Annotated in this window: 27 protein-coding genes; 20 read left to right on the top strand and 7 right to left on the bottom strand. The window is 47.1% G+C overall.

Annotated features, from left to right (window positions below; all coding sequences use genetic code 11):
- The first annotated feature begins 281 nt into the window (after nucleotides 1–281).
- Complete coding sequence (locus GC130_RS20765) at nucleotides 282–1,892, top strand: capsule assembly Wzi family protein (protein WP_152000277.1); 1,611 nt, start codon at nucleotides 282–284, stop codon at nucleotides 1,890–1,892.
- A gap of 84 nt (nucleotides 1,893–1,976) precedes the next feature.
- Nucleotides 1,977–2,378: a hypothetical protein gene (locus GC130_RS20760; RefSeq protein WP_152000276.1), complete on the top strand. Its 402-nt coding sequence runs from the start codon at nucleotides 1,977–1,979 to the stop codon at nucleotides 2,376–2,378.
- Nucleotides 2,379–2,528: 150 nt separating this feature from the next.
- Here GC130_RS20760 and GC130_RS20755 read toward each other — a convergent pair whose 3' ends face one another.
- Both GC130_RS20755 and GC130_RS20750 read right to left on the bottom strand, forming a co-directional pair.
- The gene (locus GC130_RS20755) at nucleotides 2,529–3,611 is read right to left on the bottom strand and encodes a VCBS repeat-containing protein (protein ID WP_193217932.1); all 1,083 of its coding nucleotides are present in this window, start codon (nucleotides 3,609–3,611) and stop codon (nucleotides 2,529–2,531) included.
- Between the two features lie 393 nt (nucleotides 3,612–4,004).
- On the bottom strand, nucleotides 4,005–5,153 hold the full coding sequence (locus GC130_RS20750) for a hypothetical protein (RefSeq protein WP_152000274.1): 1,149 nt from the start codon (nucleotides 5,151–5,153) through the stop codon (nucleotides 4,005–4,007).
- 414 nt (nucleotides 5,154–5,567) lie between these two features.
- Here GC130_RS20750 and GC130_RS20745 point away from each other — a divergent pair, with 414 nt between their 5' ends.
- From GC130_RS20745 to GC130_RS20710, 8 genes are read left to right on the top strand one after another with little or no spacing between them, the layout of a single operon-like run.
- On the top strand, nucleotides 5,568–6,785 hold the full coding sequence (locus GC130_RS20745) for a pyridoxal phosphate-dependent aminotransferase family protein (RefSeq protein WP_152000273.1): 1,218 nt from the start codon (nucleotides 5,568–5,570) through the stop codon (nucleotides 6,783–6,785).
- On the top strand, nucleotides 6,782–7,744 hold the full coding sequence (locus GC130_RS20740; RefSeq protein WP_152000272.1) for an NAD(P)-dependent oxidoreductase: 963 nt from the start codon (nucleotides 6,782–6,784) through the stop codon (nucleotides 7,742–7,744). Before GC130_RS20745 ends, GC130_RS20740 begins: the two co-directional genes overlap by 4 nt.
- A 3-nt stretch (nucleotides 7,745–7,747) precedes the next feature.
- A complete protein-coding gene (locus GC130_RS20735; protein ID WP_152000271.1) occupies nucleotides 7,748–8,878 on the top strand; it encodes a hypothetical protein in 1,131 nt (376 codons plus the stop codon).
- Nucleotides 8,875–9,648 carry an SDR family NAD(P)-dependent oxidoreductase gene (locus tag GC130_RS20730; protein WP_152000270.1) on the top strand — a complete coding sequence of 258 codons (774 nt, stop codon included), beginning with the start codon at nucleotides 8,875–8,877 and terminating at the stop codon, nucleotides 9,646–9,648. The genes GC130_RS20735 and GC130_RS20730 overlap by 4 nt, the downstream gene beginning before the upstream one ends.
- Entirely contained in the window at nucleotides 9,645–10,109 is a 465-nt protein-coding gene (locus GC130_RS20725) for a 3-hydroxyacyl-ACP dehydratase FabZ family protein (protein WP_152000269.1), read from the top strand. The genes GC130_RS20730 and GC130_RS20725 overlap by 4 nt, the downstream gene beginning before the upstream one ends.
- Entirely contained in the window at nucleotides 10,096–11,376 is a 1,281-nt protein-coding gene (locus GC130_RS20720; RefSeq protein ID WP_152000268.1) for a beta-ketoacyl synthase, read from the top strand. Before GC130_RS20725 ends, GC130_RS20720 begins: the two co-directional genes overlap by 14 nt.
- 20 nt (nucleotides 11,377–11,396) lie before the next feature.
- Complete coding sequence (locus GC130_RS20715; RefSeq protein ID WP_152000267.1) at nucleotides 11,397–11,651, top strand: acyl carrier protein; 255 nt, start codon at nucleotides 11,397–11,399, stop codon at nucleotides 11,649–11,651.
- Nucleotides 11,648–12,181, top strand: coding sequence for a 4'-phosphopantetheinyl transferase superfamily protein (locus tag GC130_RS20710; RefSeq protein WP_152000266.1), 534 nt, complete (start codon nucleotides 11,648–11,650; stop codon nucleotides 12,179–12,181). The genes GC130_RS20715 and GC130_RS20710 overlap by 4 nt, the downstream gene beginning before the upstream one ends.
- 19 nt (nucleotides 12,182–12,200) lie before the next feature.
- On the opposite strand, the gene GC130_RS20705 is transcribed toward GC130_RS20710, so the two are convergent.
- The 3 genes from GC130_RS20705 to GC130_RS29115 form a co-directional block, all read right to left on the bottom strand.
- Nucleotides 12,201–14,411: a DUF6851 domain-containing protein gene (locus GC130_RS20705; protein ID WP_152000265.1), complete on the bottom strand. Its 2,211-nt coding sequence runs from the start codon at nucleotides 14,409–14,411 to the stop codon at nucleotides 12,201–12,203.
- Nucleotides 14,412–14,488: 77 nt separating this feature from the next.
- The gene (locus tag GC130_RS20700; protein WP_152000264.1) at nucleotides 14,489–15,490 is read right to left on the bottom strand and encodes an isoaspartyl peptidase/L-asparaginase family protein; all 1,002 of its coding nucleotides are present in this window, start codon (nucleotides 15,488–15,490) and stop codon (nucleotides 14,489–14,491) included.
- 119 nt (nucleotides 15,491–15,609) lie between these two features.
- Complete coding sequence (locus tag GC130_RS29115) at nucleotides 15,610–15,732, bottom strand: hypothetical protein (RefSeq protein WP_255471536.1); 123 nt, start codon at nucleotides 15,730–15,732, stop codon at nucleotides 15,610–15,612.
- Between the two features lie 105 nt (nucleotides 15,733–15,837).
- On the opposite strand from GC130_RS29115, the gene GC130_RS20695 reads away from it, so the two are divergent.
- The 4 genes from GC130_RS20695 to GC130_RS20680 all read left to right on the top strand — a co-directional run bounded on the left by GC130_RS20695 (nucleotide 15,838) and on the right by GC130_RS20680 (nucleotide 18,593).
- On the top strand, nucleotides 15,838–16,212 hold the full coding sequence (locus GC130_RS20695; RefSeq protein WP_152000263.1) for a VOC family protein: 375 nt from the start codon (nucleotides 15,838–15,840) through the stop codon (nucleotides 16,210–16,212).
- Nucleotides 16,213–16,307: 95 nt separating this feature from the next.
- Nucleotides 16,308–16,655 carry a YciI family protein gene (locus GC130_RS20690; RefSeq protein WP_152000262.1) on the top strand — a complete coding sequence of 116 codons (348 nt, stop codon included), beginning with the start codon at nucleotides 16,308–16,310 and terminating at the stop codon, nucleotides 16,653–16,655.
- Nucleotides 16,656–16,668: 13 nt separating this feature from the next.
- The gene (locus tag GC130_RS20685) at nucleotides 16,669–17,898 is read left to right on the top strand and encodes an RNA polymerase sigma factor (RefSeq protein WP_152000261.1); all 1,230 of its coding nucleotides are present in this window, start codon (nucleotides 16,669–16,671) and stop codon (nucleotides 17,896–17,898) included.
- Nucleotides 17,899–18,221: 323 nt separating this feature from the next.
- Nucleotides 18,222–18,593 (top strand): arsenate reductase family protein, encoded by a 372-nt coding sequence (locus tag GC130_RS20680; RefSeq protein WP_152000260.1) that lies wholly within the window; start codon nucleotides 18,222–18,224, stop codon nucleotides 18,591–18,593.
- Nucleotides 18,594–18,623: 30 nt separating this feature from the next.
- Here GC130_RS20680 and GC130_RS20675 read toward each other — a convergent pair whose 3' ends face one another.
- Together GC130_RS20675 and GC130_RS20670 are read right to left on the bottom strand one after the other, a co-directional pair.
- On the bottom strand, nucleotides 18,624–19,367 hold the full coding sequence (locus GC130_RS20675) for a molybdopterin-dependent oxidoreductase (protein WP_193217931.1): 744 nt from the start codon (nucleotides 19,365–19,367) through the stop codon (nucleotides 18,624–18,626).
- Between the two features lie 10 nt (nucleotides 19,368–19,377).
- On the bottom strand, nucleotides 19,378–20,142 hold the full coding sequence (locus tag GC130_RS20670) for a cytochrome b/b6 domain-containing protein (protein WP_152000258.1): 765 nt from the start codon (nucleotides 20,140–20,142) through the stop codon (nucleotides 19,378–19,380).
- Between the two features lie 457 nt (nucleotides 20,143–20,599).
- On the opposite strand from GC130_RS20670, the gene GC130_RS20665 reads away from it, so the two are divergent.
- The 6 genes from GC130_RS20665 (at nucleotide 20,600) to GC130_RS20640 (ending at nucleotide 26,087) form a co-directional block, all read left to right on the top strand.
- Complete coding sequence (locus tag GC130_RS20665; protein ID WP_152000257.1) at nucleotides 20,600–20,995, top strand: hypothetical protein; 396 nt, start codon at nucleotides 20,600–20,602, stop codon at nucleotides 20,993–20,995.
- A 37-nt stretch (nucleotides 20,996–21,032) separates the two neighbouring features.
- Nucleotides 21,033–21,587, top strand: a complete 555-nt coding sequence (locus GC130_RS20660; protein ID WP_152000256.1) for a hypothetical protein — start codon at nucleotides 21,033–21,035, stop codon at nucleotides 21,585–21,587.
- A 361-nt stretch (nucleotides 21,588–21,948) separates the two neighbouring features.
- Entirely contained in the window at nucleotides 21,949–22,731 is a 783-nt protein-coding gene (locus tag GC130_RS20655) for a hypothetical protein (RefSeq protein ID WP_152000255.1), read from the top strand.
- Between the two features lie 610 nt (nucleotides 22,732–23,341).
- Nucleotides 23,342–23,701 carry a hypothetical protein gene (locus GC130_RS20650; RefSeq protein WP_152000303.1) on the top strand — a complete coding sequence of 120 codons (360 nt, stop codon included), beginning with the start codon at nucleotides 23,342–23,344 and terminating at the stop codon, nucleotides 23,699–23,701.
- A 128-nt stretch (nucleotides 23,702–23,829) separates the two neighbouring features.
- Nucleotides 23,830–24,984, top strand: coding sequence for a helix-turn-helix domain-containing protein (locus GC130_RS20645; protein ID WP_152000254.1), 1,155 nt, complete (start codon nucleotides 23,830–23,832; stop codon nucleotides 24,982–24,984).
- A gap of 116 nt (nucleotides 24,985–25,100) precedes the next feature.
- Nucleotides 25,101–26,087 carry an alpha/beta fold hydrolase gene (locus tag GC130_RS20640; protein WP_152000253.1) on the top strand — a complete coding sequence of 329 codons (987 nt, stop codon included), beginning with the start codon at nucleotides 25,101–25,103 and terminating at the stop codon, nucleotides 26,085–26,087.
- The last annotated feature ends 52 nt before the right edge of the window (nucleotides 26,088–26,139 follow it).

The following is a 26,139-nucleotide window of genomic DNA, read 5'->3' as shown; positions in this document are numbered from 1 at the left end:
AACTCAAAGGCTGTACTTTGCATCTTGCTTTCATTTTTGAAAAATGGCCGCAATAGCTGAGAAACCAGAGAATTCATTTGCCCAGGCAAAAAGATTACCTCAAAAAATAAGGTGACTTTCGTAAACTTCAACCGCTCACTATTACTTAGAAATTGCTACGTTTGAGAACATATTCAGAAACCATGGTTGTCGAAAAAATCACCAAAAAAGTCTAGTAACCAAACAAATTGCACCTAAGCAACCCTCCATTTTACCAAGCTATACCCTAAGCAAAACAACACATGAATAAAGGAAAAATCTGCCTCTTTTCACTTTTCATTCTATTTTCCTCCAGCCTTTTCGGCCAGGTGCTCCAGCCCGGTACGCTGGATTTTGAGTACCACAGGCTACTGCTCTTAAAAAATGATTTCGACAAGGAACCCATTGGCACGTTCCCGTCCGTAATAACCGACTTCGCTCCCGACAGCTCCCTTAGCTGGAACCCATGGAATAACTACCTGGTGCCTTCAACCAGTTCGGACAAATTTTCTGTGGTTGATCCCACTTTTGGCACATTGTACAATTCTACTGCGCCCCGAAGCTACAACGACGGCGCCGTTTGGAATGGGAAAGGGCTCAATTCATGGTTTACCACCGGTGTGATGGGCAAACTTCCTACCGGCGAAAATGGATACTTCAGCTACACCTTGTCGCCCATTGTGCATTATAGTCAGAACGCTGCCATAGATATCCCGCAACCTATTTACAACAAAAGTCAATATTCGTATCCTTTCTACGAAAGGCTGGACCAGGTGGAAAGGTTTGGAGACGAAAGCCTTTTCAAGATTGATCCGGGGCAGTCAGAGGTCAAATACGTTTACCGGGGCATTGCAGCAGGTTTCACTACCCAAAATGAAGTCTGGGGGCCAGCCACCTTCAACCCTATTCTAATGAGTCAGCAGGCGGCGGGCATACCTCGATTCAACCTCGGCTTCAACAGGCCTATAGATACCAAAATCGGACGCCTGGAGGGCAAAGCTTTCTGGGGTATGCTTAGAGAGTCAGATTATTATGATAGCAACCCAAACAATAATTACCGTTATATCACCGGCTTCACAGGCGGCTATGCGCCGAGCTTCATTAAAGGATTGAACCTGGGCCTCCATCGGGTCATGTACAGGCTTTGGGAAAGAAGTAGCATGGGAGCGAAAGATGCTTTTGCCGCTTTTGCCCATACCTCAAGGCAATACGACACCCCGCTAAACGGCATCATCACCAACGATGAATACGACCAGATGGCATCTGCGACCATCCGCTGGAATCGTCCGGAACTAGGGCTGGAGATCTACACCGAGTATGCGAGAAATGATTTTCCGGGAAATTTCAAAGAATTTGGCCGCAACCCTGATCGCTCGTCCGCCTTTGTGCTCGGTATCACTGAGGCTTTTGAACTCAGCAACGGAAACACCATCAAGCTCCACTACGAAAACACCAAACTTAGCGCCAACCAGCTCCAGATTGTCAGTATTTTCTCGTCGCCTACCTATTATGTGCACTACTCCATCGCTCATGGCTACACCCAAAACGGCCAAATCATTGGTGCAGGCATTGGGCCGGGGTCAAATACAAATGTTGTCCAGGCGCAGTATTTCACCCCCAAGAGCATGTTTGGTCTCACGGCACAGGCAATAAGGTTTAACGATGACTACATTCTCAGAGAGTATGCAGGGGCCTTGAAATACCCTTCAGAATTTGAATTTGCCTACTCAGCCAGGTACTACCGGCTGTTTGATCAGTTTACAGTTGAAGCCCAGCTACAGTATGCAAAACACTACCACCGCTATTTCGTTGACGGGATCAACGATAGAAATTTCCAGGCACTTTTAAACCTCAGGTATCGCATTAATAATTAATCAAATAGCGCCACCAACTCCTTTTTGCCAGCTCCAAAATAGTTTGGCACTTCGTATGCTTGTATGTTTTCATAAATTTGAATTATGAAAACATTTTCTTTTGTCTTTTTCTGCCTGATCTCTCAGCTCGTTTTCTCACAACCCCAGCAGGCGGCAAAGGGCCATTTCATCAGGTTTTATAAGGCCGACAATCAGGTGAAGGTGTACATAAATGACTCCTTAACGTATACCAGCAAAGTGTTTGACGGCAACCCAGACCTTAACCTTGACGTGGATTTGGCAGCGCACTTGGCCAAAGGACTGAACTCCATAAAAGTTGAGCTTTATAATGGGTACGAAAACAACGATTACAAAGAAGACAGGTTCTGGGAGATTCGGTATGAGATGTTTAACAACAACGAAAGCATCGACTACATGCACCAGTTTTCGAGCAATGGGGCGGCAGGGCTGGCCTTCGAATACAAACATGAAGTCTATAAAAAGTAAGAGTAGATACTTTTTATAGACTTCATGTTTTCGCTCACAAATGTAATGTTGCGAAAAAGTCGAGAGCTCGTCACCTTTTGCTTGCTAGAACATGGCCCCCAATACCCTAACCATAAAAATCAACGCCTAGAATACATTTGCTTCATTCAATCAGTTTCCATTCACATCTGCAAAATAAAAAACAGTATTTGAACTCTGGCTACCAGAAGACGGAATAATTGTAGAACTGAATACGCCACTTGACTGCCCGAGTGAAACTTCAACTCGACCGCCATTGTTAGAATAGAGCCAATAGATTTTGTCAACTATCCCGTCTCCAGACACGTCAACAAATTGCATGCTGGTATTGTTTGACTGCGACCCGCCGGAGTAGATAGGAGTTGTGGAAAAACTGCCTGAGTTGGTTGCCAAATACACTGTTACTTGCCCTCCATTAAAGTTAGGATTCCAATAGATTTTGTCTGCCAGTCCATCACCATTTGCATCTGCAAAAGTCCATCTGGTGTCAGAATTGACACTTCCAGGTGAGCTAACTGAAATTGAGGAAAAACTCCCTCCTGATGTAGCTAAATAAACTTGTGTTTGTCCACCAGATTGCGACGGATTCCAATAAATCTTATCCGCCAGTCCATCTCCATTTACATCAGAGAAATAAAATGTGGTACTAGTACTGACGCTACCATTGGACGGAACGACTGACGCTGAGAATAGGCCACTTGACTGCCCCAAGGAAACTTCGATACGACCACCATTATTTGAATAGAGCCAATAAATCTTATCAGCTATACCATCGCCATTAACATCAGCAAAATTAAATTTAGTATTGCTAGATTGTGATCCCGTAGAGTAAAGTGAGGTTGTTGAGAACCCCCCAGTTCCAGTCGAAAGATATACTGTAACCTGTCCACTATTGACGTTGGGATTCCAATAGATTTTGTCCGCCAACCCATCTCCATTTGCATCAGCAAAAAACCACTTTGTGGCACTAGAAACACTCCCTGGAGTATCAATAGAGGTAACATCAAACCCTCCTCCTCCAGTAGCCACATGAACCTTAGTCTGGCCTCCTGAAGAATTATAATTCCAGTATATTTTATCAGCTTTAGTAGGAACTGAAAGCGTACCAAATGCCGAACTGTCTACATAGACATCAGAGTCAATATCCTCTAAATCGTCCTTGCAGCCAATGAAAGAGATTAATAAAAAAAGAGCAAAAGTGAATTTCGTTTTCATAAAATTGACCATTTTAGTTAAAAAAAATATTTACATCAAGATATATACAAATAAATAACATTCATAATAACTACTCAATAAAAAAAATAAAACGTGATTTTGGTGTGATAGCAAAACCCAGCATCGCTATTACCATCTTGTGAAGTTTTATTCAAATATTTTTTTATCCAAAAAGAGCTGCCTATTGCACCTTGGGGTAGTCTCCACCAAAAGACACATTAGCTTCTGCTCTACCTGTTCCAGATAAATGTTGCCCTACTATACTTTTAAGATATCTTTTTAGGATGGAGGTATTCTTATAGCGAACGCATACAAATGCAAGATCGCAGCGACCTGGCTATTGATTCCAAAATATTGTCGATGCCAAAGGAAAAGTTTAATAATTTGGCGACGCTAATCAACAATTTGGTCTATTGTGACAAACGATTCAATTAAACTAAGGAATCGCTCTGGCGAAGATATCCCTTCTGTTCTCTTCAGAATACCTGGGGATGGGTTCAGCTCAGGATAGACCACTTCTTTACCAGAGGCGAAATTTCCTATTTCGGTACGAATATCGGCCATCACGCAGGAGCTCAAGTCAACTTGCTGCAAAAGCGATGTCATATTAGCTCCGTGATAGAAAGATAGAAATAGTTTCCCGGTCAGAAGTCTAAGCTGCGACATGTGGGCACCTTGCCACATGGCACCTCTGAGCCAGAGTGAGTTGAAAAAATCCTTCTGCTTCCAATGGTCTGGCTTCAGCTTGTCCAGAAAATTCACCTTCTGGTGTCTGTACTTCTTCCAAGAAGGGGTTAAAAAAGTATCTCCTAATTGTCCCTTCCAAAAAACACTTCTGGGGTATCTTTCAGCCAGAAGTTGTAAATCGTTGATCCATCGACAATGCTCTAAACTGTTTCGACAGACATTAGCCAAAATTTCCATATCCTCAAACCGAGACGATGTATCGGACAAGCAAATCATCTCTTTTACACACGTTATTTTATTTTCTTCAATAAAATTTCGCACCAACTCGTAGTTTGGCGGGGCACTTGCTACCACTACTGGCTTGCTCCAAGGAAACAACAGCATATTGAGACTATCTTTTCCACCACACAACAACACATGGTTGTGTGAGGGATGTAAAGACTCAATCTTTTTTATGTCCTCTGTTATAGCTTCACATATCCTGGCAATAAAAACTTCTTTTGACTGAATGACGAAACCGGGCGACATCGGCGCACCAACCCGAACAATTTCTTTATCTATTGTATCTGATCCGGAATAATATCTACCATCAGGGGAGTACTTTGCTAAAAACCTTTTATTAACTAGCAGATGGCCTTTCATCAGGATCAGAGGGAGCGGATTCGTGGTAAAAAAATCTCTATACTGATATATAGGGTAAAATGACGGCAGGCCTACTACTTGCGAAGCCTTCCAGATAAAATTGTCTTCACTACCCCATAAGCTGTCCAATTCCAGTTTATCAATAGCCTTCAGCTCATTTTTCTTTATAGAGGAAATCCAGTTTGCCGTATACCCATTTTGGTCAAAATCCATATTTCCAAATGTTAGTTTGATAACCGTACTCAATAATCGATTTTAGTATGACAATATCAAAATGTATGCTTTATCGTTCAACAAAAAATGTAATTCAATCTAAAGCGCAGCGTCGTCCATAAAGTTGCCTGAAAAGTGTCTTCTGAAAAGCCGACTCTGCTTAGACAAAGTATGGTAAACATGGCGTCTGTTCTCAAGCAGCAGAGCTGAGTGCCTTGCCTTCGAGTACAAACATAAAATTTATAAAAAGTAAGAGTAAATACTTTTTGCTAACTTTGAGCCTGCACCCTTAAATGAACATTCTTCTGATTATAAATGCAGTTTATTCTCGTTCTCCCAACACCCTTTGATTGGAAGATGTAGGTTAATTGTGTTACTTCACAGGCCCAGCCGTGACAATGTTTGTTGTAGACTATGAATGACAAATTGAGAAAACGTACGAGTACTTACCAGGAGCCTCAAAAGGTAAAAAGACTTGGTCAGTATCCTTTCTTCCGCCCTATTGAGTCAGAGCAGGGCACAGAAGTAACCATCGACGGTCATCAGGTGCTCATGTTCGGGTCGAACAGCTACCTCGGACTGACCAACCATCCCAAGGTAATGGAAGCCTCAGCGGCGGCCATAAAAAAATACGGTACCGGCTGCGCAGGTTCAAGGTTTTTGAACGGAACGCTCGATCTCCATGTGGAGCTTGAGAACAGGCTGGCGAAGTTCCTGAATAAAGAAGCGGTATTGGTTTACACCACGGGCTTTCAGGTAAATCTGGGGGTTATTCCCTGCCTCACCACCAAAGAAGACACCATCATTCTCGATGAGTTTGACCATGCCTCCATTATAGAAGGCAGCAGGTTGTCGTTTGCAAGAAAACTGAAATTCAAGCACAACGACATGGACGCACTGGAGAAAAAGCTCCAAATGTGTGGCGATTCACAATTGAAGCTCATCGTTGTCGATGGCGTGTTCAGCATGGAAGGTGATATTGCCAACCTGCCAGAAATTGTGCGCCTGGCCAACAAATACGGAGCCACCATCATGACCGATTGTGCCCATGCCATTGGTGTGCTTGGGAAAAATGGTGCCGGCACCTCCAGCCACTTCGGTCTCGACAATGAAGTCGATCTGATTGGCGGTACTTTCAGTAAGTCGCTGGCATCTATTGGCGGTTTTGTGGCGTCAGACGCCGATACCATCAACTACCTGAAGCACCACTCCAGAGCGCTGATCTTCAGTGCCAGCATGCCAGCTTCTACGGTGGCCTCTGTGCTTGCCGTGCTGGATTTGCTCGAAAGCGACGACTCGTTGATAGCGAAACTTTGGGATAACACACACCACGCCCACAGGCTTTTCAGAGAATATGGCATCGATATAGGAAAAACGGAGACGCCCATTATACCTATCTACGTCCGAAATTTCATGAAGACGTTTGAACTCACTACCGAACTCTTCAAAGCCGGGCTTTTCGTCAATCCTGTTATTCCTCCGGCCGTTGGCCCCGAGGACACCATGATTCGCTTCAGCCTGATGGCGTCGCATACCAAAGAACAAATTGATATTGCAGTCGAAAAAATCTACAAGACCATGAAAAAGCTTGGCATCGAAACGTTGCAGGACAAGAACATGGCTGCCCATTGAAAGTCCTCGTCATAGGAGCCAGTGGCTTCATCGGAACGCATATCGTAAAATACGCTGTTAGTCAAAAGCATCAGGTAGTGGCTGGCGTGCGGAAATCGTCGGACACCAGCCAGCTGCAAAATCTGCAGGTTCCTTCTACCGTTTTCAGCTACCACTCCGGAGAGTTGCTGCAAAAAGAAATGGAAGAGTTGAAACAACTTTATGGCACTTTCGACCTCATCATCCATAACGCAGGGCTCACAAAGGCCTTCGATCCTAAAAAGCTCTTCGAAACGAATCAGGTGCTCACTGTAAAGTTTGCAAAGCTGATTGAAAAGCAAGGGCTGCTCTCAGCAAAAGGCAAATTTGTCTATGTATCCTCCCTGGCCGCCAGAGGCCCCTCCGGTGTGTTAAAGCCTGTAACAAACTATGGTCGAAGCAAGCTATTGGCTGAAGAGCAACTTTTGGAAATGTCGCTACCATTGGTGATTGTCAGGCCGACTGCCGTATTCGGACCTGGGGATGCTGCCTTCCTCAAGCTTTTTAAGGCTATCAAAATGAATATTGCTCCCCTGCTTGCGAAGCCAACACAGCAGCTAACGTTTATTTTTGCCAGAGACCTGGCGAGGCTGCTGGTGGACTACGCCCCCGCCCAACCAGACAGCACCATCATTGCAGCTACGGATGGAAAAAACTACGCCCCTGGCGAGCTGTATAGCTGTATTGGCGACTGTATTGGGAAAAAACCTGTTACGGTTCGTATCCCCTCATTTGTTATGATGCCCTACGCCCATGCCAATGAGTTCTTTGCCAAAATTTTCAAAGGGCAACCTGTGCTTACCCCCGAAAAAATGAACGAGCTCACCGCCGACTGGGGAATTGCAGAAGGTGATATCACGCCAAAAGATTTTATTTTCACATCTTTGAGCGATGCGTTGAAAGAATCTGCCGAGCATTACAGACAAAACGGCCTTCTGTAAATTATGTCGATTGAAATTAGAGAAGTAAAATCCTCCAAAGATTTAAAAGCGTTCATAAGGTTCCCCTTCAGGCTTTATAAAAACCATCCGTATTGGGTGCCGCCGCTCGTTCAGTTTGAAGAAAGCACACTCAACAAAGACAAAAACCCCGCATTTGAGTACTGCTCCGCTGCCTATTTTCTGGCTTACAGCGGAGACGAGATTGTCGGACGGGTTGCGGGCATTCTCCACGGCACAGAGCTACAGGAAAAGGCCCTGGTTAGGTTTGGCTGGGTAGACTTTATTGACGACAGGGATGTTTCAAAGAAGCTCATCGAAGCTGTTGAAAATTGGGCCAAATCAAAAAATGTGAAGGCTATTCACGGGCCAATGGGCTTTACCGATCTTGACTTTGAAGGCACCCTCGTTGATGGGTTTGAAGAAATGGCCACTCAGGCTACTATCTACAATTACCCCTATTACAAAGAGCATTTTGAAGCCCTGGGGTTTGAAAAGGCCTGTGACTGGGTGGAAGCCAGGGGTGCTGTACCCAGTGAGATTCCAAGAAGACTAAAAAGAACTGCCGAAATTGTTGAAGGCCGCTTCAAATTCAAGGTAAAAGAGTTCAAGACCAATAAGGAAATGTTGGTTTATGCCAATAGTATCTTTGAAATTTTGAATGAGTCGTACGCCAATTTGTATGGCTATTATCCCCTCTCCCAAAAGCAGATTGACTATTACGTGAAGCAATATTTTGGACTGGTAAGAAAGGAGTATGTGAGCGTGGTTGTAAATGAGAGCGACGAAGCCATCGGGTTCGCTATTTGTTTCCCTTCTTTTTCGAAGGCCTTTCAAAAGGCCAAAGGCTCACTTTTTCCGTTTGGTTTTTATCACGTCCTGAAAGATTTTTATTTTAACAAAACCCTCGACATGTTTCTCATTGGGGTGAAGCCCGAATATCAAAAGCTTGGAGCAAATGTTCTTATCTTTAGGAGCATGTTAGACAACTTTATTAAAACTGGCGCTACCAACGTGATGACGGGCCCTATGCTCGAAGAAAATTTCAATGTGCTTAATCTGTGGAACGACTACACCGGAGAAGGCAACCGGCTTGCCATCCGCCGAAGGTGTTTCATTAAACCCGTCCAGCCATGAGCAAATGGGCATTGATCCTGGGAGGTTCTTCAGGTATTGGGCTGGCTACCGCACAGAAGTTAGGCAAAAGTGGCTGGAACCTGCTTATTGTCCACAGAGATCGTCGCTCGGTGCTGGCCGATATTGAAGCTGCATTCAGTGAAATCCGGGAGTCTGGTGCCCAGCTAATCTCCTTCAACTTCGATGCCACCAGCCAGGAGAAAATCGACGAACACCAGCCGCAGTTCAGAAAGGCTTTGGGTAATGCCAATATCAGCCTGATGCTTCACTCTGTTTCCCGTGGCAACCTGAAACCGTTTGTTTCAAACGATAGCCCTGAGCTTAACCTCCAGGACTTGCAGCTGACAATAGACGCCATGGCCCTCAATGTGTTTACCTGGGCCCGCACGCTGCTAAAAAACAACTTCTTTGCCAAACCTGCCCGCATCATCACGTTGACTTCTATGGGTAACGATCGGGTATGGGAAGGCTACGGTGCCATCGCCCTGGCAAAATCAGCCCTCGAAACTTTGACCAGGTACCTGGCAGTGGAGCTAGCCCCCCACGGCATCAGGGTGAACACGATACAGGCAGGTGTGACCCTTACACCATCTTTGAAGATGATCCCCTCCTACGAAAAGATGATCGAATTGGTAACCAAAAACAACCCAATGGGTAGAATGACTCAGCCAGAAGATGTAGCGAATGCCATTTACCTGTTATCTTTGGATGAAGCCAACTGGATCAACGGAAGCACCATTCATGTGGATGGTGGCGAACACCTACTATGAGCGAACTGTTTGCAGCCATTATTCAAAAACTACCCTACAGTCCACCTTTTTTGTTTGTGGATGAAATACTCAGTGCCGACGAAAACTCCATTAAAGGAACCTATAAGCTAAAAAAGGATGAATTTTTCTATCAGGGTCATTTTCCTGGCAACCCTGTCACCCCTGGGGTAATCATCACCGAAGTGATGGCGCAAATTGGCCTGGTTTGTTTTGGCATGTACTTAAACAGCACCAGCAGCCCTGATGGGATGGATGGAAAGGTGCCTGTTTTCACCTCTTCCTGCGTCGATTTCTATTCGCCTGCCTACCCTGAGCAAACACTTGAGGTGACTTCCTCCAAAATTTATTATAGATTCGGTAAGTTGAAATGCCGGATTGAATGCCACAACAGAGACACACAGCAACTTGTTTGTAAAGGCGATCTATCGGGCCTACTAGTGAATAAAAATGAGCTTAAATAAACGAGTAGTTATCACGGGACTTGGCGTAGTGGCACCAAATGCTACGGGAAAAGAGGCTTTTGAACACGCCTTGCGAGGCATGAAGTCGGGCATTACCCGGATACCTACTTTGGCCGAGCACAACCTGGGTTGTCAAATCGCTGGTGAACCCGAAGTATCAGAGGAGTACAAGCTCAGTCTTCTCCCTCAGCTCCTGAACAAAATGCTAGACAATCATGGCGTGATCTATGGCTGTTTGTCGGGTCTGGAAGCCTGGAAAGATGCGGGCCTTACGCTTGACTATGACAAATTTGACCCTGAACTAGGCATCATCTATGGAGGTGGAGCACTGAGTATGGACGAAAGCATAGGGCCCCGCTTCGACCTGGTGAATGCCGGACAGGTGAAAAAGCTGGGCACCAAAACCATCACTCAGTCGATGAACAGCGGGGTGAGTGCCTACCTCAACGGCATGCTCGGAGCAGGCAACCGTGTCATGTCCAACTCGTCGGCCTGCAGCACTGGCACCGAAGCGGCCATCATGGGCTATGAGCTTATTAAAAGTGGCAAAGCGAAGCGAATGCTGTGTGGCAGCTCCGAAGGCAAAGGCAAATACATCTGGGGGGCTTTCGACTCGATGCGGGTGCTTTGCAGAGACTCCAACGACAACCCGACATTTGGCTCAAGGCCCATGAGCAGCACATCGTCAGGTTTTGTGCCCGGCGCAGGAGGTGGAGCGCTGGTGCTGGAAGAACTCGACACGGCTCTTGCCAGAGGTGCCCGGATTTATGCGGAGATCCTTGGAGGCGACGTCAATTCGGGGGGACAAAGAATGGGCGGGTCCATGACAGCCCCCAACTCCACCGCCGTGCAGGCCTGCATCAAAAATGCCATCAAAGAAGCTGGGGTAACACCTGAGTCTATCGACCTCATTTCAGGTCACCTCACGTCCACCATGGCCGATCCCATTGAACTTAATAATTGGGTGGAAGCGCTCAATGTTAAAACAGCCGATTTCCCTTTGGTGAATGCGACCAAATCAATGATTGGGCACTGCATTGCGGGTGCAGGCTCTATCGAGTTGGTGGGGTGTGCCCTTCAAATGCATGGCAACTTTGTGCACGGCAACCTCAATATTGAGGAGCTTCACCCGGAGATTCTGAAGATCATTCCGACTGAAAAAATCCCAACAGCCACTGTGGAAACCAACCTCAACATCATTGCCAAAGCGAACTTTGGCTTTGGGGACGTGAATAGTTGTATTATTTTGCGGAAGTTTTCGTCCTAAAAACCTTACCAACCACCCCTATGACCAAAGATGAAATCAAAGCAGAAATCAAAGGTGTTATTGAACCCTATGTGATGCAAAAAGAGTTACTGGACAACCTCTCCGACGAAATACAACTCATTGGTGATCTTAAAATTAACTCTGCCCACGTGGTGGACATTGTGCTTGATATTGAGGAAAAATACGATATCACTATCGACGATGAGTCCATCAACAAGATGAATACCATTGGCGAAGCCATTGAGGTGATTCTGGAAAAAATGAAAAAGGATTGATTGGGATTGACATTGTTGACCTGACAGACCCACTCCTCAAGCCACGCTCTCAAAGGGAAATAAGTTTTATTTCCCATCCCAACGACCGTTGCCCCAAAGGCACCGACGACGAAACACACTACTGGCTGCTCTGGGCTGCCAAAGAAGCAATATTTAAGGCCGAAAGATCAGACCAGGCGTTTTCTCCCAAAGAAATCGAAGTACATTATGTTGAAGCAATAGACGATAGGCTGCACTACCGTGGAAAATGGCTGAATGAAATTAACGGCTATTCTATCCTGAAAAAAGACAATATCATCTCCGTGGCGGCGACCGCAAATATAGCAGCGGTAAAATGGAAGACCTTCATGCTGAATACGTCAAATCAGTCTCAGGAGCTTCGAGATTCCTTTCAAAGAGAAATGGGGCCAGGCTATCAAGTGTTATCGGATGTGGCAGGCTTGCCGACTGTAAGACACAACGGCACCACAACACCAGCAAGTGTCAGCCACCACCACCATTTGGGCATTGTAGCCTGGATGGAAAGCTAAAAGCAAAAGCCCCTCCGCCTTACTCAATAATGACCTTGTGGATCTCCGAAGCGTTGCCAGAATTGATGCGCAGCAGGTAAAACCCAGGCTTCAAACCTGCAACGTCGAGATCGAGGGTTTGCCCAGCCCATGTAGCCGAAAGCTCACTGGCAGCGACGGATGCCCCTTCCATGGTAATGAGCTCGGCCCGAGCCTGCGACATACGGCTATTAAATGAAAGCGTCAGAGCGTTTCCCCGCTGGACAGGGATCGGGTACACCGTCACCTGATTTCTCACCAGCTGGCGCTCTTTCACACCTGTAGTGACCCCGTCAAAAAACCTGTTGGCAAAGTTAAAAGCATCAATTCCTATTTCATGGCCCATCATTCGCCCACGGATATCATCCATAGGCGGGTGAATGCCGCCCCATATCCTGGACAGGCTGCATTGATCGGAAGCATCCTGGTACCTGGCCCATTGGAGCACCACATCGGCACCAGGCCCCTCCTCAAACACCAGGAACTCATTTTTCTCCGCATCAAACTCACCCATACCACCTGGAAAGTACTCACTGCCAGTCAGTAGCGACAGCACTTCTGCGGCGGCCCGTGAGTAGGTGCTATGCCCCGATACGTACCCTGCAAAAGGTGGCGTAACGAATGAAGGCCGCTGGTAAGGCCACCAGTAGTCCGCCAGGATCCAGTCAACGCCTGCCTCCACTGTGGCCGGGTCGTATACATACTGCGGCCCCTTCCATGCCTTCAATTTTATTTTGCCAACATTTTCCCTACTCGGCCCGGCCAGTGGGTCGCCAGCTTTGACTGACTCTATAAGTCCATCATACAACTTAAACCCTCCGGGGTGGTACCTTGGCAATTTTGGGTCGGAGGACTGGCCAACGCCCGACAGCCAGCGAATAGCAGACACAGGCCTGATATAGTCGTAGTACCCTTTTACCCCCCATGCGGCAATGGCTACATCGTGCATGGTGCCTCCAAGGATAAAATAGGCTTTAATATCCCATTCGAGGTCGTCCAAAACCTCTCCTTGCCCCATGAACTTCTTCACAAGCTGTGGGTGGTCGTTTACATAATTGAGAATGACAAACCAATGCCCGGGCGGTGTTTCAGAGCTGGGTCCATCAGCCCAGAATTCTGCCAGTACCCTCGTATAATCTCCCCTGGCTACCATTTGAGGTTGGTAAGGCTCGCCTGTTACTGGATTCACCTCGTAGCCTTTGCCTACGTCTCCACCGTTGGTAAAATCATAAAAAGCCGGATAGTCTTCCATTTTTGTCGGAAGCTCAGCGTAGTCAATATTACCCAGGGAAGCTGGCGAAATGTCCCACATTACCCCATCGGATGGATCGAGGTGAGACGACCAGGCTGCCACCAGGCTGAATGTCCATACATAGGCTGCTATAGCCTCCTTGTCATCCTCATCATAATAAACGGGTGGGCCGGGATCGTGATACACCAGGTACTCGTCACCGTCTCTTTTATGCGGGGTAAAATGAAGCGCATTCATTGAAAAGGGAGTGACATTGCCCCACTCGGGGCTCAAAAACGGAATATTACTTCCTGGAATAGGGTTTCCGCCCTGATCGATAAACGCCCCAAGTTCAAGAGATTGCCAGCGATTGGGGTCTTTCAAATTGGGATTTCCCGGCATTAATGGATTGAGCGGCTTATCGTTGAGCGGAGCATAATACTGGTTGGCGTACAAATTCATCTCGTTCGAGCCATCCTGCAAGCCAAACTGAATCACTTTTTCGGCTATATAGTTACCAAGCGCCGCCGGGGAGCCGGTTGAGTAGTCGGTGGATGTAAACGAAAGTGAATAGCCCCTTGCCTGCATCTGTTTGTAAGCGGCCAGGAAGATATTCTGGGCTCCGGGAGAGAGGGCGAAACGATGACTAATCAGTCTGTAGGCTGCATAGCTAATGGCCTCCTCTTGAGCGGCACTTAAGTCTTCCGGCGCCTGTATGCCATCGTAAGGGAAATAAAAGTCTCCGTGATACCGCCCCAGAAAGTACAGCTCTGCCGTCTCATCATAGGCCGCCCAGGCATCGTACATGGCGGCAGAGATGTGGAAAAGATTGCGGGCATGAACAGTGGGCCTGGCAAAGTCATTCCTGACGGCTTCCAGCAGCACTTCATTCCACTTCCGGGCAATAGAGTGATCATTTTGTCTGGCGAATGTGCTTGCCCCTGTTATCCAAATAGCCAGTAAAAAAATAATGTGTTTCATCTTATGCAACGACACTTTTGTGCCAAAATAGGTTGCCTGATTAATAGAAAATTACCTTATCAACAAGTCAAATGATATTAATACTTACTCACTGCGTCAATCAGCGTATTGCCGTTGTTATTGTACACAGCGAAATTAAATCCTTTGTGAATCGCATAGGACCCATAATTACCATACTTATCCAGCGCCAGAAAGCCCACCTGCAAGTCAGCGACGGATGGGTGCTTGGCTGCGATACGCTCTACAATGGCTTTGCATGCCTCTCCCGGACTCATGCCATTGCGCATCAGCTCCACTACCATGGCGCTGCCAGCGACTCTGATCACTGCCTCTCCAAGCCCGGTAGCACAAGCGCCTCCTACTTCTCCGTCAAGGAAGAGACCAGCGCCAATGATCGGTGAGTCACCAATACGGCCATGCATTTTCCAGGCGGCACCGCTGGTGGTGCAAGCGCCTGCTAGTCGGCCCTGGCTATCCAGCGCCAGCATGCTAATGGTATCGTGGTTTTCAATATTGATGACCGGCTTATATTCAGCCGTTTCCAGCCATTTCTCGTAAGCCTCCTTCGACTTTTCCGTTAGCAGGTTTTTCCTTTCGAAGCCCTGCTCCACGGCAAATCGCTGAGCACCCTCTCCTACCAGCATGATATGGGGTGTTTCCTCCATCACCTTGCGGGCCACCGAAATAGGATTTTCTATCTCTTCCAAAAATGCTACTGAACCACAGCGGCTGTCGTAGTCCATGATGCAGGCATCCAGCGACACCACTCCATCTCTATCGGGGAAGCCACCCAAGCCAACCGTCTGCACCTCCGGATCCGACTCCACCACCCTCACACCTGCTTCTACCGCATCCAGACTACTTTTGCCCTGACTCAGTAGCTCCCAGGCCTTTTCATTGGCGGGCATGCCATGCGCCCAGGTGGCGATAACAATGGGCTTTGTGCCTGTGGTGGACGGGTCTGGTCCGGCAGCCTGCTTCTGCTCACCTTCACTCGCACACGCCGCCAGCGACGACACGCCCAGCACACCTGCTCCAAGGGCAGACTTGCGAATAAAATCTCTTCTGTTAGAGGACATAGACTTCGGTTTGTAATGATGTTTCGAAACTAGTAAGATTTTCAATTAGACTAAACCTGTTTCTTTAAATATGACATCCCCTTTGCTTACGGAATGGTGGTACTCCCGTGTACAGCTCTTTAGTTATAGTGAACAATATGCAAATCGGCTATTACTGGCACCGAGCCGTCGGTAACGGCCATTTCGTAGCGGAGCGGAGAAATCTTATCCTCCATGTTCCCTGCATGGCTTCTCGTTCTCACTCCTCCAACCTTCTAATTGGCAAAAAACTTTCCTCCCACCTGTCCCCTTTCACAAACCCGGCCTCGTCATAGGGCAAATCATGTTTCACCAAAACAACTAACAAGATGAAAAATGCAATCAACTGGTTTGAAGTGCCAGCCAAAGACTTCGACAGGGCCAAGTCATTTTACGAGCAGGTACTGGATGCAAAAATGGAAACCATGTCGATGGAAGCAATGGGCATGACCATGGCGTTCTTTCCGGCCGACTGGGAAAACGGCGTTGGCGGCGGCATTGCCTTCGGCCCGGGCTGCGAACCTTCCGACAAAGGAGCGCTGGTGTACCTCAACGGTGGAGACGACCTGACAACCCCGCTATCGAGGGTAGAGAAAGCTGGCGGCAAAATCATCGTACCCAAGACCTCCCTGGGGCCCAACGGATTCATGGCGCAGTTCATCGACACGGAAGGAAACAGGGTGGCCTTTCATTCGAGAAACTAGCAGTATATTGAAGCAATCAGGCCGATAAAGCGGAAGCTTTTAGATGGCAAAAGCGCTAGAATTTAATACATTAGAAACCATTTAATTTTTACACGATGAAAGAATTCATGATGATATTTATAGGAGCCAGCTACGACGAGCTGGGCCTTTCACCAGAAGAAATACAAACCCAAATGGGCAGGTGGTTTGCCTGGGGTGACAAAATGAAGGAACAGGGCATTTTGCGAGGCGGCGCAGCACTTTATGCCACGGCCAAGCGGGTCTCCGGGCCTGACAGGATAGAATCAGATGGGCCATTTGTAGAAAGCAAGGAGCTGATAGGTGGCTACTACACCGCCGCAGCCGACAGCGTAGAAGAGGCCGTGAAGATTGCCCAGGATTATCCTGACTACCACCTCGGCGGAACAGTAGAAATTCGTGAGGTGGTGAAGTTTGACAGGTAAGCAGCCCCATAGCATGGTCGACCATCTTTTCCGACATCAGTACGGAAAGCTGGTCGCCATTTTGTCCAAAATCTTCGGCCTCGCCCACCTCGAGCTGATTGAAGATGCCATTCAGGACACCTTTTTGCAGGCCTCACTCAAGTGGCGGGAGGCCCAGCCCGACAACCCGGAAGCCTGGCTTACCCAGGCAGCGAAGAACAGGGCCATTGACCTGATGCGCCAAATCAATGCCCAAAGGCAGCGACACGAAAAAACAGTCCACGGCGCAGCTACCCTCGAAATCAACGAATACTTTCTCGACCACGAAGTGCAGGACAGCCAGCTGAGGATGCTCTTTGTGGCCTGCCACCCCGGGTTTTCCAGAGAAGAGCAAATTGCCTTTGCCCTCAAGGCCATTTCGGGTTTTTCCATGAAGGAAATAGCCGTGGCCCTGCTACAGAAAGATGAGACCATCAAAAAACGGCTGATGCGGGCCAGGAAAAAGATTCAGGAGCTAAGCATTACGCTTGACTACCCCGAACCCAACGAGATCGACGGCAGGCTCTCCGCCGTGCAGCAGATCATCTATCTCATTTTCAACGAAGGCTTCCACTCTACCAAGCTCAATCAGCTCATCGACAAAGACCTTTGCGGTGAGGCCCTGCGCCTGTGCAAGCTCCTGCTGGTGAAGGAGCAGTTCAGGTCAGGTAGTCTTTACGCCTTGTTTGGGTTGCTTTGCTTTCACGCCTCCCGGCTCGACTCCAAGGTTGTTGATGGTAAAATCGTAGACCTCAAGCACCAGGATCGTTCGACCTGGCATTTCCCCCTCATTGTGCTGGGGAATGATGCTCTCAACAAAGCCATGCTATACTCAGACCAGTCTATTTATCACCTGGAGGCGGGCATTGCGGCTGAACATATCAAGGCCATCAAGTTTGAGAATACCAACTGGCAGCAGATCATCGACTACTACAACGAGATGTTTGAGTTGATGCCTTCCGACAGCATCCGGCTTTCCCGGGCCATCACCTACCTGCAAATGGAGCGCTTGGCCGACGCCAAAAAGGAGCTCGACAGCATTAACGCTGCTGCCATGAGCCAGCGCACCTACCTCCTCCATGGTACCTACGCCGAGTACTACGCCAAAAACGGCGAGCCTGCCAGGGCACTCATCGCCATCGACAAGGCCATTTGCACTTGCACCAATAGTTTGGAGAGGGAATATTTGGAGGAGAAGAAGGCGGGGATGACAAGGTCGAGTTAAAACTTCACAGTAGCTGTCCGCACTCCGGCGTCATGCATCGGAAACGACCTGTAGGCCTCGCCGAAGGAACGAATGAGAGATTTCGCAGACGGGCAGTCCCAGACGGGCAGTCCCGGACGGGTAGTCGCCGACGGGTAGTCGCCGACGGTTAGTACCTGGCAATAACCGTTGCCGGGAAAAGAACCTTTACCGTCTTAAATATGCAGAAGATTACAGGTATTGACTGGACATATCGATCACTCCATATCCAACTCTTGCAGGCAATTGATGCTGGTCAAGAACTTAGTGGTTTATTATTCTTATCTTGATAAGAAATAAATGCCATGACATTTGCTAACTCAGATAAGGAAATAACGCTGATTTATAATTCAGAAGAAAACATCGGCAAGCAAATTCGTGCTTATGCGCAAATCGAAAATATACCTATTCACGATATCGATCTGTCACATGCGAAATTAACTCCTACGCATTGGGCAGAATTGGCGTCTAAAATGGGAATTAATGTGCGGGATTTAGTCAACACCGAACATCCCAACTTTTTGCAAAAATTTGGGCAGATAGACGAATTATCGGATCAAGATTGGTTGGATTTATTGGTACACAATCCTGAGATATTAAAAGCGCCTGTTGTCATGAAAGGCGATAAAATAGTGATGATGAGCAACCCACAAGACATGCTTCATTTCGTTAAGTAGAGTATGTCACAATATCGCACTCCAGCCTAATCAAATACCCACATACCAGGCCCATCCAGTGTCGCCTGGATCGACAAACTCGTCAGTCACTACAATTCGCTGAAGGTATTTCATGCTTTTGTAGCCAATCTGCTTTTCCACCCGGAGCCGAACCGGAGCACCGTGAGGAACCGAAAGGGCCTTTCCATTCATGCCATAAGCCAGGATCGTCTGCGGATGGAAAGCATCCAGCATATCGATGCTGTCCTCCCATCCATCATAAGAATAAAAATTAATGAAACGGGCGCCTGGCAATATGCCTGCATGCTCGAGCACGCTGCTTAACGGTACGCCAGTCCATTCACCAATAGCTGTCCACCCTTCTTCACAAGTGTGTCGGGTGATCTGAGTCCTTGCCGCAAACCGCTGAAGATCCCGCAGCGAGTACTGACCAGCATTAGTCACACTTCCCTCCACCGACAATCGCCAGTTGGCAAATAACCCACTCTTGAGGCGTTCATACTCTTCGCTGTAGTATTCCTTTGAGCTATCTGCCGGATTGATGGTGCCGGTAGCTGGAAACGACGATATATCGGCAAAGCTGTACTCTTTTGCCAGGGACTGTCCTGGTAATAGGGTTCGCTGGGCCGTGTAGGTCAGTGCATCTCCCATGCGCAGTAGACTGCCGTAAGTGGGCGGTGAGGATTTGGAACATCCAGGTAGCAAAAGAGCGCCTAGGGCGGAGGCGCTTACTGCAAGGGCTTTTCTTCTGGTGATGATGTCTGTCTTCTTCATATTCCTCATATTACTTTCCCAGTGTCATGTAACGTATTTGCTGTGTGAAGCCAGTTTTGATGATCATGGCCAGATGCATGAACAGAAACAACTCGAGGGTCAGCGAAGTAAAAAAATGAATAGTGCGGGCCGACTGATAACCGCCGAACATTTTCAGCAGAAAAGGGTAAGCCGCTGTGATGGCTGGCGACATGGTGAGCCCGGTGACCACTGCCAGCGGTAGTGCAACGAATATAACCATCATGTAAGCGAGCTTCTGCAGCAGCCCATAATCAGGCCCACCAGTAGCCGGAGCCATCTGCATGCGCAGATGGTCCTTCACGTCTCTCCAAACCGACGCAGGTGTCAGCTCTCTTCTTTTTGGCCAGATGTGGTTTCGGAAGTGTCCGCTAAAAACCCCGATCAGCAGGTAAATGACTCCCGGCACGATCAACAGCCAGGCAGCCAGAAAATGAAGGCTTCGCCCCCACCCATTTTGGTTGAACATGAGCTCATCGAACGTACGGGCAGCGCTAACAGGCGAACCATCGGTGGCAAAAAAAGCCTTGCTTTCCTCCCAGGTATCCCGTTGATGATTGCGGCTAATGGGTAGCTCCAGCAATGCTGGTGTCAACTCATTGCCTACTTCTCCCCAATAGAGCCTAGGGTGCACCATGAGTATCTCGAAGCCGGAAAAAGCCAGCAGTAGAAAGCTTAATGTCACCATCCAATGCGAGGCTTTTACCCACCTTTGGTGCGATACTGCCCGGGAAGCTGATTCAGAAATAGCACTCATTGTTGATGGTTGTGAAGGTACTCGCCAACCAAGTTACGATTTTGTGGGAAATGTTTGCAGGCAAGACAATGTCGATGGCGAGTCATCCTGATCCTGTCTGCCTGCCGCAACAAAGTGAAGGCGTAGCCAAAGCGACGAGCGAGCCCACTGGACACCGGAACGGCAGCCGCCTGGTGATGGCAGTAAGCCTTTTGAATGCAGTGCCATATCCTGGGAGATTTCTCCGCTACGCTGCGAAATGACGTCGTTATGAGTGCTTTTGTTGTACAACGGCCACATCCGCCCTCACCACACCAACGTCATATCGAACCGAGGAACGAGGGAGATATCCCCATGATAATGGCAGTAAGCTGGTTCCCTTCTTTTTCAATTGTTAGACAATATGGTAGATTGGCAGCGATAAGGGACGAATATTGGTCGGTTCGTATTCTTTTGTTGTGGGAAATTCTTCAAGACGATGACAATAGCTGTCGAAATCACAAAAATTAATGAGACAGACAACCATGAGGGAACTGTCACATTTGAGGTCAACGGGCGACAATACGACGCCTTTTATTCAGAGGATAAATTTAAACTTAGAGAAAAAATTAATGTGACTTTGACTCACCTGGACTATCCACTGAAATGGGACGTAATTTTTGGCGGAAACAAGGGACGAGAAATTAGAATAGAAAAATCAAACCAAGGAGAATGGACTTATCATTGCTATGGAACAATTAAATCAGTTAACCCAATAATTGGCGACTTCGGTGATTTTCAATTTAATTTAGGCGACTGGACAAGTGATGAGAAAGTGATTGGTGAATATATCTTCTGGACAATTGATAGACTTGAGTTAAAAAGAGCTGAGTAAAAAAACCACTAACAACAATGGCAATTATCCAGCAAATATGAATCTGAAGTATACCCTCCATTTAATCGCCTCAGTAGCATTGCTGACTATTTTATCAAGCTTCGCCTCAGGCAAATGGTTTCTTTTTGAAGACAAAGAATTTGGATTCAAAATTGAGTTCCCCGAGGAACCAACGGCAACGCCACAAATGATAGATTCAGAGATAGGTCAATTGAAAATGAATATGGTCATATACGATGCTTCCAAAAAAGGAAATGACGACAACCTGCTTTATATGACGAATGTTACAGAGTACCCTGACTCTCTGATAAATTCAGATAGAACGGATATTTTAGATAAGTTTTTCAGAGGCGCCATTGACGGAGCTGTAAACAATGTAAAAGGAAAGCTTCTAACAGAAGAGGTCAAAAACCTGGCTGATTATCCTGGAAGAGAAATTACAGTAGACTATGGCCAAGGGATGGCAATCATCAGGATGAGGCTTTTCCTGATACACAACAGGGCCTACATGCTGCAAACTATTACAGAAACAGGCAAAAGCAACAATGAATCTATACGTCGTTTTATGGACTCGTTCCAACTGTTAAAATAAAGGTGCTAACCAACAGCCATTCACAGTTACACTTGCTACTCTTGAATCCAGTGCCAGGCCAGGGGGATTTCTCTCCGCCGGTTGGCGGATCGAAATGACGGCTGCTATGGAGGTCTTTGAGGTTAAGCGGCCTTTCGCACTGGAAGCATAGGTACATCCGCCCTACCCACATCAACGTCATGTCGATAGCGAGGAACAAGCGAGCCGATGTGGAGCCCGCCGCCGGAACGGCATCCCCTGATGATGGCAGCAAGCTGTTTCCTGGCTTTTTCTATTGTTAGATAATATGGTAGATTGGTAGTCATAAAAGAGAATACGGGCCGGTCTTTATTCTTTTGTGAGCAGCAATTATGAGTTATAAATGATACTTCCAAAAACTTCGTTAACCATATTGGCATTACTCGCCGTAAGCACTCTTTTTGGACAAACAAAGGACGAGATTTACTTTGAAAGGTTTATTGCCAACGCTAGGAACTATCTCGAACTTGACTGGACAGCCGAACGAATGGACAACGTCTATTTGTATGGCCTCGGAAACTATCTCCGAAATTTCGATGAACCAAGTTGGTTTAGAGAGCCTGCAAATGACTCAATAAGCATCCGATTAATCTATCATGAGAGCTGGAAAAAGAGCATAACAATTAGAATTTCAGGATATAGTGGATCATATACTAACTGGGAAATTACTGTTAAAAAGGAAGGCGATAACTCAGTAACCATTGAAGATTTCTATTTAGATAGTCTCACAAACAAGGAACGTAGACAATTGAACAGTGCGATAAATAACAGCTATCAGGGTTCAAGCATAGTAATTGACAACATTTACAGAAAGGCAGCAATTTCAGACTCTGTTAGATACAAATTCACAAAACTTTCTCAAACTCTTAGTAAAGTAGAGATAGAAGAACTCTTACAACGTTTGGATGATTCAAACTTTTACGAACTTGCCCCAATCAACTTTCATCCTAGTATTATTCACGGAACAACGTGCTCGGTTGAAGTGCTTCAACCAACGAAGAACTATCATTTAGTTATGCAACACATTGTCCTAGATGAACATGTTAATTTTAATCATCTAGTAAAGTTCATATTGGAACTGGCCAATAAACGCAGAATGATAGAGACTGACCTAAACGACTGGTAACAATTTAAAGCAAAAACTACAGTTTTTTAAGCTGACACAGTTAATGTAATACTACCGCACCAAGCTTTTGAGTGAATTCCAACTGGCCCGGTTTTAGCAGATAATTACAAGTAAAGAGGGCTGGACTCCCTTCCCGGCGTCTGACGGCTCCTCCCCAGTAGGCTAAGCTCGCCGTAGCGACGCCTGCCCACTATTCACTACCTTTGCTGCCCAGCACTCACTAGCTATGCTGCCTACCACTGCCTATGAGTGGTGCGCACCACAGCCTCCTGTTAAGCCCTTTACTCACCTCCGACAAGGCGTTGTCCCACTTCTTTTAACGCCTTCACCACACCCCTCATAAGCGCTTATGAGGTAGGGAGACAAGCGCTTAACAGCTACCGGCACAAAGGCTTGTGCCGAAGGGTAAAAAGCCTTACACTTAACAACACTGACACATTTTCGGAAATAGGTAATTTTTATGGATTGAAAACCGTAGTCCGGCATGCCTGGTAGAGGAAAAATCAACCTTCGGTTCGGCAACAGATCAAGAGGCATTTATTCTGCTGTGCAGTTTTTTAAGTCACTCATCATTTCGCAATTTAGGTGCAGAATAAACGCCCGCCCAACAATGAAAACAGCAAAAACCATCCTCGGAATAGTATTAGCCTTGTTCCTGATTTTCTCTGGGGTTAACCATTTCACTACGCCTGAAATGTACCTCCCATTGATTCCTGACTTTCTACCCAAATCCATCGTCAACGTATTGGCAGGTGTCGTCGAAATCATCTTAGGTATTGGCGTATTTATTCCCACCTTCAAAAAAAGAGCCCTATTGGGGATTTTCCTGTTGATGGTGGCTTTTCTACCCATTCACATCTGGGATGCGCTCAAGGAGAACCCCGCCATTGGCACTAAAACAGTGGCCCTGGTGAGAATCGGTATTCAATTGGTTTTAATCTATTTACCCTGGTTTGCAAGGAAGGATTAAGCATCAGCCTACAAACCCATTCCTTCCCAGTTTGCGCAGCAGAAAATAAACCTCAGTCCTGTCCATTATCCAAAAAAGTGCTTTTATCTTTCCTGCCGAATTAACTGACTCGTCATCGTCCCTGATACATGTTTTACCTGGCTGGCATCATACTGACTTTTTTTCTGGCAGTCTTACTCATTACAAAGAAGGCTAAATCGGAGGCAGACTTGATTTTGGCTGCGTGGCTTACTGCCATCGGGTTTCATTTGTGTTTTTTCTATTTGACCTTTTCTGATCAATTTTTGTCGTTCCCCTTCCTTTTGGGCTTTAACTTTCCGCTCCCGCTGCTCCACGGCCCGTTCCTGTTTTTGTACACCAGCGCATTAACGAATCAAAATACCCCTGCGAAATACAAAGCAGCACACTTCATCCCTTTCGTGCTGCTTTATGGCCTTTTTCTCCCTTTCATTTTGCTGCCAGAAGAGCAGAAGGTTGAAGTGTTTAAAAATGAGGGATCGGGGTATGAGGTCGAAATGTTAGTGATGATCAGCTCAATAATGATTTCCGGAGTGGTATATGTTGGCCTTTCACTATGGAAGTTGAATGAGCATAAAAAAACGATTCAGGATCAATTCTCTTCCGCAGAAAAGATCAATCTGGCCTGGCTGCGGTATTTAATATACGGCATTGGCCTGATTTGGCTTTTTGTTTTGTTTGCCGAAGATGTAATGATCTTTAATGCCGTGGTGGTGTTCGTCTTCTTCCTTGGCTATTTCGGAATCAGGCAAGTGGGCATTTTTTCACAGGGGTATCCCACACCCGAAAAGCTTCTCCCTGCTACGGCATTGGCAGTTCATGGCACTGCCACTCCGGGCAACCCGGTCAGCGGACAAAACAACAAGCCAGCTGCACCAAAATACCAGCGATCGGGCTTGAGCGATGAGGCTGCAGCCAAGTTGCACAGCTCGTTGGGCGAGATCATGGAAAAGGAAAAGCTGTACACCAACACAGAACTCACTTTGACAGAATTAGCCAAAGCACTGGACGTGCACCCTCACTACCTGTCGCAAGTCATCAATACTTTTGAGGGGAAGACATTTTACGACTACATCAACACCTTGCGGGTGGAGGAGTTTAAACGCCTGGTTGCTCTGCCAGAAAGCAAAAAGTTTACCTTGCTTGCCCTTGCCCTCGACTGCGGGTTTAACTCCAAAACCTCCTTCAACCGTAATTTCAAAAGCGTTACGGGTCTCGCTCCGTCCGAGTACCTGAAGCGGACAACCACCTACCTCCATACATAACTCCAGGGTAGCCTTTTCTCAATAGTCACACACACAGTTTTCTGGTTCCAACTTATAGGATGGGGCGATGGAACCGGCGTGTAGGTCCAGCTTTGGGGAAAATCAAAATCAATTTTATGAAACATCGTTTTTTTCTGGCTTGCGCCATGTTCACAGTGAGTATTTTTTCGGGATGTCAGGATGAGCTGGACATCAATGACTCCGGTAATTTGGTCCCTAAAACAGTTGACCTGGATCCCTCGCTGCCTTCTGTTAGCTTAAATAATGCCTTATTTCATGCCGAGGCCTTTGGGCCTGCTGATGGCCCCCTGGTGGTAGTGTTGCACGGTGGCCCCGGGAGTGACTATCGCTACCTTTTGAATTGCAGGGAGTTTGCCAGTCAGGGATACCGTGTGGTGTTTTACGACCAGCGGGGTACAGGACTCTCGCAGCGGTTTCCTAAATCGCACTACACCATGCAGGTGGCGTATGACGATCTGAGCGGCATCATTTCACACTATCGGACCGATCCGAATCAAAAAGTTTTTCTGCTGGGTCACTCATGGGGAGCCATGCTGGCGTCGGCCTACATCAATCAGTACCCCACAGCCATCGACGGAGCCATACTCGCCGAGCCCGGGGGCCTGATCTGGAAGGACGTGAAAGACTATATCACACGCTCCCGCAAATTCAAATATTTAGGCGAAAGCCTCAATGACGCCGTTTATGCCGACCAGTTTGTGACAGGCAAAACAGACCAACACGCCATCCTGGACTATAAATTCATGTTGCTGACCTCAAAAGAGTCGAGCGAAATCGGGAATGAGGGCAGCCTTCAGGAATGGCGGGGTGGAGCAGTTACCTTTGATGCCTATCTCGAAATTGGCGATAAACAAAAGCCCGACTGGACTACCAATTTGAACAAGTACACTACGCAGGTGCTTTTCATTTATAGTGCCAACAACAAAGCATACGGCCTCCAGCATGCACAAAAAGTCTCAGCCCCCTACCCTTCAGTGAAGCTTTTCAAAACGGAAGGCGCCGGGCACGATATGCTGTCGTTTCCCACCGGGTGGAGCAACACTTATCCGGCGATGCTGGACTATCTCAATTCATTGAAGTAGGTCTCTTCAAACAGTAACAAACCTCAATTCATTTTTTTTCAAATCATCATAC

Origin of the sequence: Imperialibacter sp. EC-SDR9, assembly GCF_902498805.1 — a bacterium.
GTDB lineage: Bacteria > Bacteroidota > Bacteroidia > Cytophagales > Cyclobacteriaceae > Imperialibacter.
This window is presented reverse-complemented; position numbering and strand designations above follow the sequence as displayed.